Source organism: Streptomyces sp. HmicA12, assembly GCF_000373565.1.
Lineage (GTDB): Bacteria > Actinomycetota > Actinomycetes > Streptomycetales > Streptomycetaceae > Streptomyces.
The window spans coordinates 500,992-512,986 of sequence record NZ_KB891831.1 but is presented as its reverse complement, the minus strand read 5'-3'; the positions used below and the strand labels follow the sequence as shown (position 1 = coordinate 512,986).

At 71.0% G+C, this 11,995-nt stretch carries 11 protein-coding genes; 5 read left to right on the top strand and 6 right to left on the bottom strand.

The features are described 5' to 3' along the window. Both B072_RS0132475 and B072_RS0132470 read left to right on the top strand, forming a co-directional pair. Positions 1–486, top strand: a complete 486-nt coding sequence (locus B072_RS0132475) for a DUF742 domain-containing protein (protein ID WP_018534147.1) — start codon at positions 1–3, stop codon at positions 484–486. After that, the gene (locus tag B072_RS0132470) at positions 467–1,075 is read left to right on the top strand and encodes a GTP-binding protein (RefSeq protein ID WP_018534146.1); all 609 of its coding nucleotides are present in this window, start codon (positions 467–469) and stop codon (positions 1,073–1,075) included. The genes B072_RS0132475 and B072_RS0132470 overlap by 20 nt, the downstream gene beginning before the upstream one ends. A 9-nt stretch (positions 1,076–1,084) precedes the next feature. Here B072_RS0132470 and B072_RS0132465 read toward each other — a convergent pair whose 3' ends face one another. Further along, a complete protein-coding gene (locus B072_RS0132465; protein ID WP_018534145.1) occupies positions 1,085–1,513 on the bottom strand; it encodes a PPOX class F420-dependent oxidoreductase in 429 nt (142 codons plus the stop codon). 118 nt (positions 1,514–1,631) lie between these two features. Here B072_RS0132465 and B072_RS0132460 point away from each other — a divergent pair, with 118 nt between their 5' ends. Together B072_RS0132460 and B072_RS0132455 are read left to right on the top strand one after the other, a co-directional pair. Further along, positions 1,632–2,045 (top strand): roadblock/LC7 domain-containing protein, encoded by a 414-nt coding sequence (locus B072_RS0132460; protein WP_018534144.1) that lies wholly within the window; start codon positions 1,632–1,634, stop codon positions 2,043–2,045. A 142-nt stretch (positions 2,046–2,187) separates the two neighbouring features. Next, entirely contained in the window at positions 2,188–3,054 is an 867-nt protein-coding gene (locus B072_RS0132455) for a DUF6397 family protein (RefSeq protein ID WP_026246538.1), read from the top strand. 27 nt (positions 3,055–3,081) lie between these two features. Here B072_RS0132455 and B072_RS44635 read toward each other — a convergent pair whose 3' ends face one another. From B072_RS44635 to B072_RS0132440, 3 genes are all read right to left on the bottom strand, one after another. Continuing rightward, positions 3,082–3,615 carry a tetratricopeptide repeat protein gene (locus B072_RS44635; protein ID WP_018534142.1) on the bottom strand — a complete coding sequence of 178 codons (534 nt, stop codon included), beginning with the start codon at positions 3,613–3,615 and terminating at the stop codon, positions 3,082–3,084. Continuing rightward, the gene (locus tag B072_RS0132445) at positions 3,612–4,484 is read right to left on the bottom strand and encodes an acyl-CoA thioesterase (protein ID WP_018534141.1); all 873 of its coding nucleotides are present in this window, start codon (positions 4,482–4,484) and stop codon (positions 3,612–3,614) included. Before B072_RS0132445 ends, B072_RS44635 begins: the two co-directional genes overlap by 4 nt. A gap of 82 nt (positions 4,485–4,566) precedes the next feature. Then, on the bottom strand, positions 4,567–7,080 hold the full coding sequence (locus B072_RS0132440; protein ID WP_018534140.1) for a DEAD/DEAH box helicase: 2,514 nt from the start codon (positions 7,078–7,080) through the stop codon (positions 4,567–4,569). A 202-nt stretch (positions 7,081–7,282) separates the two neighbouring features. Here B072_RS0132440 and B072_RS0132435 point away from each other — a divergent pair, with 202 nt between their 5' ends. Next, positions 7,283–8,077: a metal-dependent hydrolase gene (locus B072_RS0132435; protein ID WP_026246537.1), complete on the top strand. Its 795-nt coding sequence runs from the start codon at positions 7,283–7,285 to the stop codon at positions 8,075–8,077. Positions 8,078–8,106: 29 nt separating this feature from the next. On the opposite strand, the gene B072_RS0132430 is transcribed toward B072_RS0132435, so the two are convergent. Both B072_RS0132430 and B072_RS0132425 read right to left on the bottom strand, forming a co-directional pair. Then, on the bottom strand, positions 8,107–9,897 hold the full coding sequence (locus B072_RS0132430) for an ABC transporter ATP-binding protein (RefSeq protein ID WP_018534138.1): 1,791 nt from the start codon (positions 9,895–9,897) through the stop codon (positions 8,107–8,109). Then, positions 9,894–11,780, bottom strand: a complete 1,887-nt coding sequence (locus tag B072_RS0132425; RefSeq protein WP_018534137.1) for an ABC transporter transmembrane domain-containing protein — start codon at positions 11,778–11,780, stop codon at positions 9,894–9,896. Before B072_RS0132425 ends, B072_RS0132430 begins: the two co-directional genes overlap by 4 nt. Positions 11,781–11,995 lie beyond the last annotated feature (215 nt).

Here is an 11,995-nt window from a genome sequence, read left to right as displayed (position 1 = left end):
ATGGACGACGACATGGATGACGGCATGGACGACGACCTGTTCGGCGCACCGTTCCGTGACGCGGGGGCCCCTACGGGCCACCAGAAGCGGGGCAGCCCCGAGGACCAGGGCAGCCAGTGGTTCGACAACGAAGCCGGGCCGCTGGTCCGCCCCTACGCGATGACCGGCGGCCGGACCTCCGCCGGCCCGCAGGGAGCGCGGTTCGACCTGATAGCCCTGGTGTCGCTCGACGCCGCCGCCCCGGACACCCACGACGACATCGCGCTCGGCCCCGAGCACCGGTCGATCATCGAGCTGTGCCGGGCCGAGACACAGACGGTCGCCGAACTCGCCGCCGGCACCGACCTGCCCGTGGGGGTCGTCCGCGTACTCCTCGGCGACCTGCTGGAACTGGGCTGCGTCAAGGTCAGCAGGCCGGTTCCGCCCGCACAGCTACCGGACGAGACGATCCTGAGAGAAGTCATCGATGGACTCCGAGCACTCTGACGCCACGGCCGTGGGCACCTCCGCCGCCATGGCCCTGAAGATTCTGGTCGCGGGCGGCTTCGGGGTGGGCAAGACCACCCTGGTCGGCGCGGTCAGCGAGATCCGGCCCCTGCGCACCGAGGAACGACTCAGCGAACTCGGTGAATCCGTGGACGACACCGCGGGCGTGGCCCGTAAGACGACCACGACCGTCGCCATGGACTTCGGACGCATCACCATCAGGTCGGGTCTTTCGCTCTATCTGTTCGGCACGCCGGGCCAGGACCGCTTCTGGTTCCTGTGGGACGAGCTGTCGCAAGGGTCCCTCGGCGCCGTCGTCCTCGCGGACACCCGACGGCTCGAGGACTGCTTCCCCGCCGTGGACTACTTCGAGCACCGCCGCATCCCGTTCGTCGTGGCGGTGAACTGCTTCCCGGGCGCAAGGGCGTTCGGGGCGCACGAAGTGGCACAGGCCCTCGACCTCGACCGCGGGACCCCCGTGGTGCTGTGCGACGCGCGCGACAAGGACTCCGGGAAGGAGGTGCTGATCAGACTGGTCGAGTACGCCGGGCGCATGTACACCGCCCGGCTGCTCGACTCGGTGAGCTGAGCGTCTCGCTCAGCTCGCCACGTCCCCGAGGGCCACGACCTTGTCGACGCGGACGCGGACGACGAGTTCACCGGGCACGCCGTTGCGCCTGCCGAACTCCTCGGCGCGGTCCGCGCCCATGTACCGGCCGCCGATCCGGGTGGCCGAATCCAGCAACTCGGCCGGGTTCTCGCTGAGTTCGGCCTGCCCCTGGATCGTCACGAACGAGAACGGCGGACGCTCGTCGTCGATGCACAGGGCCACGCGGCCGTCGCGCGCCAGATTGCGTCCCTTGACGGTGTCCTTGCCGGTGTTGAAGACGATGTCGTCACCGTCCAGGACGAACCAGATCGGCGCGATGTGCGGGCTGCCGTCCGCCCGCACCGTGGACAACTTCGCCGTGCGCGTGCCTTCCGAGACGAAGGCCCGCCATTCCTCATCGGTCATCTTGTGTGCCATGGGTCCATCCTGCTTGCCGGGACGGCGACCGTGGGGAAGGCTTGCGAGACAGATCCTCCGGGTGCGGGAGCAGCTGCGCCCGGGGCGGGGAGTCACGGGAAAACGGGGAGACGGGAACATGACGGAGAACGCGGGCCTCGGCTGGCTGCTGGACGACCTCACGCAACGCGTCGAGCACGTCCGGCACGCCCTGGTGCTGTCCAACGACGGCCTCGTCACCGGGGCCAGTACGAGTCTGCGCCGCGAGGACGCCGAACACCTGGCCGCGGTGTCATCGGGTCTGCACAGCCTCGCCAAGGGGTCGGGGCGGCACTTCGGGGCCGGCGGCGTGCGCCAGACGATGATCGAGTTCGATGACGCGGTGCTGTTCGTCACCGCGGCGGGGGACGGTAGCTGCCTGTGCGTGCTCAGCGCCGCCGAGGCCGACATCGGCCAGGTCGCGTACGAGATGACGCTTCTCGTCAATCGGGTCGGCGAGCACCTCGGTGTCGATGCGCGGCAGCCGGAGAAGACATCCGCCAGCGAGCTCTGACCTGCGCATTCTTGGGCTCGGCAGAGTTATCCACAGGTTTGCACGGAGAGCGGTGATCGGCGCTACGGTTTTCCCGAGCGGTCACGGAGAGTGATCGCGTCGTTCGGATCGACGGGGGAGAACCATCGTGCACAGCAACACCATGACCAGGCCCCAGGGCAGCGCGGCCCGCGAACTGGGACTGAAACGGGGCGAGTTCGACCTCGCCGTACGGCTCGGCCGCATCCGCACCGTCGCGGCACCGGACGGCGGCCGACGCCGGGTGCCACGCGAGGAGATCGACCGGATCCGGGAAGCCGAAGGCTTCCCGGACACGCTCCGAGAACAGGTGCGCGTGGTGGGCACCGCGCAGGGCGCCGAGATCATGGACATTCCGCCGACCAGGTTCACACGGCTGGCACGCGCCGGAATGCTGACGCCGGTCACGTTCTATCTCAATCGCTACCGGGCCGTGGTCTGGCTCTATCCGGCGCAGGAACTGAAGGAGTTCGCCGACTCCGAGGTCAACGCCCCGCTCCTGACCGGGCGGGCGCCGGACAAGATGCGTGCCCGCATCGCGGCGGGCGAGGACCGGCGGCCACGCACCTGGCGGGCCCGGCACGCCGGGTACCTGCTCGGGCAGTGCGGCGGCCCGTGGGAGCGGGCCGCCGCGATCGCCACCCTGCTCGACCCGACCCAGCTCGCCGAACTGGTCGAGAGCCCCTACGAGCGGGCCCACCTGCACCGGCTGCGCCCCGAGGAGAGGTGGTACGGGGCGCCCGAGTCGCCGACCGCGCGGGTCGTCGAGCGCATCCTCGTCGCGGACGACCCGGGCGAGATCAGCTGGTTGCGGGCGAACCTGCTGCTGAGCCTGGACGAGGCACGCCGACGGGAGCCCGCGCCCCGTCCCGCCGCACCGCAGCCACCGCCCGAAGTGGCCAGGGAGCCCCAGGGCACCCTGGCCCCTGAGCCGGCACCGGCCGAGCCGACCCGAAGCCTGTGGGGGCGCCTGCTCGGCAGACGAGGCTGAACTCCCGGGAGCGGCACGCTTGTTCCGCTACTCCGCGCCGCCCGCGGTGTCGCCCTCCACGGCGTCCAGGTCCTGGGCGTAGTACTCGATCGCGGGCCGGTAGCCCGTGACGTCCGGGTCGGCGCTGGTCGCGGCCAGCACGGTGAGCAGCAGCCGCATACCGTCGTGGGCGCGCCCCACGTTGTACAGGGCCATCGCCAGGAACGTCTTGAGCGCGTTGTCGTCCGGGAACTCGACGGTCGCCTCGCCCAGGGTGGCCACGGCGTCCGTGTAGCGGCCGAGCGTGCGGTAGGTGCTGCCCAGACCGAGCAGGGCCCCACGCCGGTCCTCCGTGGACAGGCCCGGTCCGGCGAGCGCGTCGACGTAGTGCGGGACGGCGTCCGCCTCCAGGCCGAGCGTGTCGTGAACCCAAGCCGTCTGGTAGGCGACCCGCGCGTCGTCGGGGAAGCGGGCGCGCAGCGCGAGGAGTTCCTCGCGCGCTTCCTCCTTGCGACCGGCCTCGCGCAGTCGGACGGACCGCGCCAGCAGGGCATCGAGGTCGTTCGACGGTGTCGCGCTCACGCGTCGAGCTTCCGGAACAGACCCTCCTGGACCACGGACACCAGCAGCCGTCCCTCGATGTCGTAGATGCGACCGCGGGCCAGACCTCGGCCGCCCGTCGCGATCGGCGACTCCTGGTCGTACAGGAACCACTCATCGGCACGGAAAGGACGGTGGAACCACATGGCGTGGTCGAGCGAGGCCATGTCGAAGCCGCGCGGGCCCCACAGCGGCTCGATCGGCAGACGCACCGCGTCGAGCAGCGTCATGTCGCTCGCGTAGGTGAGCGCGCAGGTGTGCACGAGCGGGTCGTCGCCGAGCGGGCCGACCGCGCGCATCCACACGGCGCTGCGCGGCTCGGCGGCCTCGACCTCCTCGGGGGTCCAGCGCAGCCGGTCCACGTAGCGGATGTCGAAGGGCTGACGCCGGGCCATGCGCTCCAACGCCTCCGGCAGAGCGCCCAGATGACCCTTGATCTCGTCGGCGATGGTCGGCAGCGACTCCGGGTCCGGGACCTCCCGGGCCGGCGGCAACTGGTGCTCGAAGGCTCCCTCTTCGGGCTTGTGGAAGGAGGCGGTGAGATTGAAGATCGTGCGGCCCTGCTGCACGGCGGTGACGCGGCGGGTGGTGAACGAGCGGCCGTCGCGGACCCGTTCGACCTGGTACACGATGGGCACGCCCGGGCGGCCCGGGCGCAGGAAGTACGCGTGCAGCGAGTGCACGGGGCGGTCGCCCTCGGTGGTGCGGCCGGCGGCCACCAGAGCCTGCCCGGCGACCTGCCCGCCGAAGACGCGCTGCAGCGACTCCTGCGGGCTGGGCCCGCGGAAGATGTTGACCTCGATCTGCTCCAGGTCGAGCAGGTCGACGAGCCGCTCCGCAGGATTCGTCATACGTGGTTCTCTCTCGTGTGTGCGGCCGGACCGCTCCGGCGCGGGGACGCGGCCGGACTTTACCGCCCGGCCGGTCGACGTCCTACAACTGACCGACGTCCGTGACCCGGACGACGGCACGGCCCTCGGTGTCGGAGGCCGCGAGGTCCACCTCGGCGCTGATGCCCCAGTCGTGGTCGCCGTTCGGGTCGGCGAAGGTCTGGCGGACCTTCCACAGGCCGTGCTCCGGATCCTCCTCGATCATGAGCAGCTTGGGGCCGCGCGCGTCGGGGCCGGTGCCGAGGTCCTCGTACTCGTCCCAGTACGCGTCCATCGCCTCGCCCCAGGCGTCGGCGTCCCAGCCGGAGTCGCCGTCCATCTCGCCGAGCTCGTCGACGTTGTCGAGCGCGGCGAGCTCGACGCGGCGGAACATGGCGTTGCGCACGAGCACACGGAAGGCGCGCGCGTTCGCGGTGACCGGCTTGACCTGGTCGGCCCGCTCCTGGGCCTCCTCGGCGGTCATCACCTCCGGGTTGGCCAGCTGCTCCCACTCGTCCAGGAGGCTGGAGTCGACCTGGCGCACCATCTCGCCGAGCCAGGCGATCAGGTCCTCCAGGTCCTCCGACTTGAGGTCGTCCGGCACGGTGTGGTCGAGCGTCTTGTACGCGCTCGCGAGATAGCGCAGGACGATGCCCTCGGTGCGCGCGAGTTCGTAGTAGGAGGTGAACTCCGTGAAGGTGAGCGCCCGTTCGTACATGTCACGGATCACGGACTTCGGCGACAGCGGGTGGTCGCCGACCCACGGATGGCTCGTGCGGTACGTGTTGTACGCGTGGAAGAGCAGCTCTTCCAGCGGCTTCGGGTAGGAGATGTCCTGGAGGCGCTCCATGCGCTCCTCGTACTCGACCCCGTCCGCCTTCATCAGGGCGACGGCCTCACCCCGCGCCTTGTTCTGCTGGGCGTGCAGGATCTGCCGCGGGTCGTCGAGCGTGGACTCCACGACCGAGACCATGTCGAGCGCGTACGACGGCGACTCCTTGTCGAGCAGGTCGAACGCGGCGAGGGCGAACGTGGACAGCGGCTGGTTCAGCGCGAAGTCCTGCTGGAGGTCGACGGTCAGCCGGACGACGCGGCCCGTCGCGTCCGGGGTGTCGAGCTTCTCGACGATGCCGCCGTCGAGCAGCGAGCGGTAGATCGCGATGGCGCGGCGGATGTGCCGCAGCTGCGCCTTGCGCGGCTCGTGGTTGTCCTCGAGCAGCTTGCGCATCGCATCGAAGGCGTTGCCCGGGCGCGCGATGACCGACAGCAGCATCGTGTGCGTGACCCGGAAGCGGGACGTGAGCGGCTCGGGATCGGAGGTGATCAGCTTCTCGAAGGTGCTCTCCGTCCACGCGACGAAGCCCTCGGGGGCCTTCTTGCGGACGACCTTGCGGCGCTTCTTCGGGTCGTCGCCCGCCTTGGACAGAGCCTTCTCGTTCTCGATGACGTGCTCGGGGGCCTGGGCCACCACGAAGCCCGCCGTGTCGAAGCCGGCCCGACCGGCACGGCCCGCGATCTGGTGGAACTCGCGGGCGCGCAGGGTGCGCACCCGGTTGCCGTCGTACTTGGTGAGCGCGGTGAACAGCACCGTGCGGATGGGCACGTTGACGCCGACGCCGAGGGTGTCCGTACCGCAGATGACCTTCAACAGGCCCGCCTGGGCGAGCTTCTCGACGAGACGGCGATACTTCGGCAGCATGCCCGCGTGGTGGACGCCGATGCCGTGCCGTACGTAACGGGACAGGTTGCGGCCGAACTTGGTGGTGAACCGGAAGTTGCCGATCAGCTCGGCGATCTGGTCCTTCTCCTCACGCGTGCACATGTTGATGCTCATCAGCGCCTGTGCCCGCTCGACGGCCTGCGCCTGCGTGAAGTGCACGATGTAGACCGGCGCCTGCCTGGTGTCGAGCAGTTCGGTCAGCGTCTCCGTGAGAGGCGTCAGCTTGTACTCGTAGGAGAGCGGGACCGGGCGCGTGGCCGAGCGGACCACGGAGGTGGTCCGGCCCGTGCGGCGCGTGAGGTCCTTCTCGAACATCGAGACGTCGCCGAGCGTCGCCGACATCAGGATGAACTGTGCCTGCGGCAGCTCCAGGATCGGGATCTGCCACGCCCAGCCGCGGTCCCCCTCGGCGTAGAAGTGGAACTCGTCCATGACGACCTGGCCGATGTCGGCCTGGGCGCCGTCGCGCAGCGCGATGGAGGCGAGGACCTCGGCGGTGCAGCAGATGACGGGCGCGTCCGCGTTCACGGAGGCGTCGCCCGTGAGCATGCCGACGTTCTCGGTGCCGAAGAGCTTGCACAGCTCGAAGAACTTCTCGGAGACGAGCGCCTTGATGGGCGCCGTGTAGAAGGTGACCTCGTCGCGGGCGAGCGCGGCGAAGTGCGCTCCGGCCGCGATCATGCTCTTGCCCGAACCGGTGGGCGTCGACACGATCACGTTCGCGCCCGACACCACCTCGATCAGCGCCTCCTCCTGGTGCGGATAGAGGGTGAGACCCCGCTCCTCGGCCCACGACTCGAAGGCGTCGTAGAGGGCGTCCGGATCGGTGGTCTGGGGGAGCTGATCGATAAGGGTCACGTCACCATCTTGCCTGTCTTCCCACTCGATCCGGCAATCGGATGCCCGTACGAAGATCACGAAGGATACGCTGGGCCGCCGACGGGGCGTCAGGGCGCGCACACCCCCATGGGGTCAACAGAGCGTCGACACAAGGGACATGTAGGACTTGCCGGTGCGACGCGGGCGGTCCGCACAAGTAGGACAGGGGCGGAACACAGCCATGATGGGACCGGCACACTCGCTGTCAGGAGCGGCGGCCTGGCTGGGGGTGGGCGCGGCCGCGGCGGCCGCGGGACACCCGATGCCCTGGCCGGTCGTCCTCGTCGGCGCACTGATCTGCGCGGGCGCCGCGCTCGCCCCCGACCTCGACCACAAGGCGGCGACGATCTCGCGAGCCTTCGGCCCGATCTCGCGCGGGCTGTGCGAGATCGTCGACAAGCTGTCGTACTCCGTCTACAAGGCCACCAAGAAGCAGGGCGACCCGCGCCGCTCCGGCGGGCACCGCACCCTCACCCATACGTGGCTGTGGGCGGTGCTCATCGGCGCGGGCGCGTCGGTCGTGGCGATCACCGGTGGCCGGTGGGCCGTGCTCGGGATCCTCTTCGTGCACATGGTGCTCGCCATCGAAGGGCTGCTGTGGCGCGCGGCGCGGGGCTCCAGCAGCGACGTCCTGGTGTGGCTGCTCGCGGCTACCAGCGCCTGGATCCTCGCCGGAGTCCTGGACAAGCCGGGGAGCGGATCGGACTGGCTCTTCACCGCGCCCGGCCAGGAGTACCTGTGGCTGGGCCTGCCGATCGTCCTCGGCGCCCTGGTGCACGACATCGGGGACGCGCTCACCGTCTCGGGCTGCCCGATCCTGTGGCCCATCCCGGTCGGCCGCAAGCGCTGGTACCCGATCGGCCCGCCGAAGGTCATGCGGTTCCGGGCCGGCAGCTGGGTCGAGCTGAAGGTGCTCATGCCCGTGTTCATGCTGCTCGGCGGAGTGGGCTGCGCGGCCGCGCTCAACTTCATCTGAGCCCGGCCGCGCCCCACCTCACGGCACGGTCACCCGTGCCAGGACCGCCACAGCGCGGCGTACGCCCCGTCGGCCGCGACCAGCTCGTCATGGCTGCCGAGCTCGCGAATGCGGCCGTCCTCGACCACGGCGATCACGTCCGCGTCGTGCGCGGTGTGCAGCCGGTGCGCGATGGCCACGACCGTGCGGCCGTCCAGGACCCGGGCGAGCGATCGCTCCAGGTTCCGGGCCGCGCGCGGGTCGAGCAGCGAGGTCGCCTCGTCCAGGACCAGGGTGTGCGGGTCGGCGAGGACCAGCCGGGCCAGCGCGATCTGCTGGGCCTGCGCCGGCGTGAGCGCCACTCCGCCCGAGCCGACCTCGGTGTCCAGTTCCTCGGCCAGGCCCCGGGCCCAGCCGTCGGCGTCGACCGCGCCGAGGGCCGCCCACAGCTCCGCGTCCTCGGCCCCGGTACGAGCCAGGCGCAGGTTGTCGCGGAGCGAGCCGACGAAGACATGGTGCTCCTGGTTGACCAGGGCCACGTGCGAACGGATCCGCTCCGCCTGCATCCGGGAGAGCTCCGCGCCGCCCAGCGTGACCTGTCCGGCCCGCGGCGCGTAGATACCGGCGAGCAGCCGGCCCAGCGTGGACTTGCCCGCGCCGGACGGGCCGACCAGAGCCAGTCGCGTGCCCGGCTCGACCTCCAGGGACACCTTGCGCAGCACGTCGACGCCCTCGCGGTAGCCGAAGTGCACCTCGTCCGCGTGCACGTCACGCCCGTCGGGGAGCACCGATGCGTCGCCCGCGTCCGGCTCGATGTCCCGGACGCCGACGAGCCGGGCCAGGGACACCTGGGCGACCTGGAGCTCGTCGTACCAGCGCAGGATCAGACCGATGGGGTCCACCAGCATCTGCGCGATGAGCGCGGCCGTGGTCAGCTGACCGACCCCGATCCAGCCCTGGAGGACGAAGACGCCGCCGATCAGGAGGACGGACAGGAGCACCAGCACGTGCACCGCGTTGATGACCGGGAAGAGAACCGAGCGCAGGTACAGCGTGTAGCGCTCCCACGCCGTCCATTCCTTCACCCGCCGCTCGGACAGCTCCACCCGACGGTCGCCGAGACGGTGTGCCTCGACGGTGCGGCCCGCGTCCACGGTCTCCGCGAGAGCCGCGGCGACGGCCGCGTACCCCGCCGCCTCCGAGCGGTACGCGGAGGGCGCCCGCTTGAAGTACCAGCGGCAGCCGAGCACCAGCACCGGCACCGCGATCAGGATCGCCGGGGCGAGCGGGGGCGCGGTCACCGCGAGTCCACCGATGAGCAGGCCCGCCCAGACGACACCGATGGACAGTTGCGGCACGGCCTCCCGCATCGCGTTCGCGAGGCGGTCGATGTCCGTGGTGATACGGGAGAGCAGGTCGCCGGTGCCGGCCCGTTCCAGCACGCCCGGCGGCAGTCCGACCGAGCGCACGAGGAAGTCCTCGCGCAGATCAGCCAGCATCCGCTCGCCGAGCATCGCCCCGCGCAGCCGCATCTGCCGGGTGAACACCGCCTGGATCACGAGGGCGATCACGAACAGGCCCATCGCGCGTTCCAGGTGGAGGTCGCGCAGCCCGCTCGCGCCGTCCGTGACGTCCTGGATCAGGTCGCCCAGCAGATACGGCCCGACCATGGACGCCACGACGGCGACCGTGTTCGTACCGATGAGCAGCAGGAACGCGCGCCGGTGGCGCTGGTACAGCTCGCGTACGTAACCGCGGACCGTGGCCGGGGCGCCGACCGGCAGGGTGTTCGCGGTGGTCGGGGCCGCCGGGTCGTAGGCCGGTGGCGCTACGCCGATCATGCCGTCTCCTCGATGTCGATCTCGATGTCCGCTTCGGATGCCGTCCTCGGGCCCCGGGGCGCGCCCGCCGTCTCCGCGTCGGCCTCACGGGTGACGACCGCGCGGTACCGGGGCTCGGTGCGCACCAGTTCACGGTGCTCGCCGACCGCGACGACCGTGCCGTTCTGGACGAACACCACACGGTCGGCACGGTCCAGGAGCAGCGGTGACGAAGTGAGGACCACGGTCGTGCGGCCCTGCCGCAGGGCGCGGACCCCCTGGGCGATCCGGGCCTCGGTGTGCGAGTCGACGGCGGACGTCGGCTCGTCCAGGACCAGTGCCTCCGGGTCGGTGACCAGCGACCGGGCCAGAGCCAGACGCTGGCGCTGGCCACCCGAGAGGGAGCGGCCGCGTTCGGTGATCCGGGCGTTCGACGGGTCCTCGTCCAGAGATGCCTGGGCCAGGGCGTCGAGGACGTCGGTGCACTGTGCCGCGGCCAGCGCCTCGTCCGGCCGGACCGATCCGGAGGACGGTACGTCGAGCAGTTCGGCGAGTGTCCCGGAGAGCAGCACCGGGTCCTTGTCCTGGACGAGCACCGCCGAGCGGGCGACGTCCAGCGGGAGCTCGTCCAGCGGCACTCCGCCCAGCAGGACGGAGGGCAGCGGCTCGCCCGCGGTCCTCGGGGTCTCGGAACCGTCGGCCGAGCCGTCGGACCCGGCGGTCGTATCGGCGTCGGTGTCGACGGACGTCGGGTGCCCGCCGAGCCGGTCGGCGAGCCGCCCCGCCAGGTCGGGGTCGCCGCACACCACGGCGGTCAGCTGCCCGGCCGGGGCCAGCAGACCGGTGGCCGGGTCGTACAGGTCACCGGTCGGCGCGGTCGCGTCGCGCAGCTCCCCGGAGGGCTCGGTGACGCGCCGGAGCGCGAGGACCTTGGCGGCACGCTGCGCCGAGGGCCGCGAGAAGGAGTACGCCATGGCGATCTCCTCGAAGTGCCGCAGCGGGTAGTTGAGGATCATCACCGCGCTGTAGACGGTGACGAGCTCGCCCACGCTGATCCGGCCCTCACGGGCGAGATGGACCCCGTACCAGACGACCACGATGAGCAGCAGACCGGGCAGGAGGACCTGGATCGCGGAGATCAGCGACCACATGCGCGCGCTGCGCACCGCGGCCTTGCGTACCTCCTGCGAGGCGCGGCGGTAGCGGTCGAGGAAGAGTTCCTCACCGCCGATGCCCCGCAGCACGCGCAGTCCGGCGACCGTGTCCGAGGCGAGTTCGGTGGCGCGGCCCGCCTTCTCCCGCTGCTGGTCCGCGCGCCGTGTGGCACGGGGCAGCAGTGGCAGAACAGCGAGCGCGAGCACCGGCATGCCGACAGCGACGACGACGCCGAGCGCGGGCTGGTACACGACGAGTCCGACGCAGACCAGGACGACGGTGAGCGCGGCGGCGGCGAAGCGGGACAGGGCCTCGACGAACCAGCCGATCTTCTCGACGTCACCGGTGGACACCGCGACGACCTCACCGGCGGCCACTCGCCGGGTCAGCGCGGCCCCGAGCGAGGCGGCCTTGCGGGCGAGCAGTTGCTGGACGCGGGCGGCCGCCGAGATCCAGTTGGTGACGGCGGTGCGGTGCAGCATCGTGTCGCCGAGCGCGATGGCGATGCCGAGCAGCACGATCAGCCCACCCGCGAGGGCGAGCCGGGTGCCGGAGCCGTCGACGACGGCCTGGACGGCGTAGCCGACGCCGTACGGGAGGCTGGCGACCGAGCTGAAGTGGAGCAGTCCCCAGGCGAGGGACTTGAGCTGGCCACCGATCTGGTTCCGGCCGAGCCAGAGCAGGAACCGGGGGCCGGAGCGTGCGTCGGGCACGCCCGGGTCGGGATACGGAAGGTCGGAGATCTGCATGACGTCCCAGGGCTCGACAAGTCGATGAGCGGAGAGGAGAGGAGAGGAGGTGAGAGGAGAGGAGGTGAGAGGGGCAGGGAGGGGAGAACGCGGAGCGTGGGTTGACGAGGGCGGAGTGGGTGGAACAAACCGTGAAAGGTTCGCGCCCCTCGGTGACCGGAGGCAAACGGTTTTCCGTCGCGGAGCAAAGATTCGGCCCGGATCGTCCGCTTCGG

Bases quoted from the DNA above. Each gene is read 5' to 3' on its own strand.
- B072_RS0132465 (WP_018534145.1), bottom strand. From the start codon at position 1,513: ATGGCACACAAGATGACCGATGAGGAATGGCGGGCCTTCGTCTCGGAA.
- B072_RS0132445 (WP_018534141.1), bottom strand. From the start codon at position 4,484: ATGACGAATCCTGCGGAGCGGCTCGTCGACCTGCTCGACCTGGAGCAG.
- B072_RS0132435 (WP_026246537.1), top strand. From the start codon at position 7,283: ATGATGGGACCGGCACACTCGCTGTCAGGAGCGGCGGCCTGGCTGGGG.
- B072_RS0132470 (WP_018534146.1), top strand. From the start codon at position 467: ATGGACTCCGAGCACTCTGACGCCACGGCCGTGGGCACCTCCGCCGCC.
- B072_RS0132455 (WP_026246538.1), top strand. From the start codon at position 2,188: ATGACCAGGCCCCAGGGCAGCGCGGCCCGCGAACTGGGACTGAAACGG.
- B072_RS0132460 (WP_018534144.1), top strand. From the start codon at position 1,632: ATGACGGAGAACGCGGGCCTCGGCTGGCTGCTGGACGACCTCACGCAA.
- B072_RS0132425 (WP_018534137.1), bottom strand. From the start codon at position 11,780: ATGCAGATCTCCGACCTTCCGTATCCCGACCCGGGCGTGCCCGACGCA.
- B072_RS0132475 (WP_018534147.1), top strand. From the start codon at position 1: ATGGACGACGACATGGATGACGGCATGGACGACGACCTGTTCGGCGCA.
- B072_RS0132430 (WP_018534138.1), bottom strand. From the start codon at position 9,897: ATGATCGGCGTAGCGCCACCGGCCTACGACCCGGCGGCCCCGACCACC.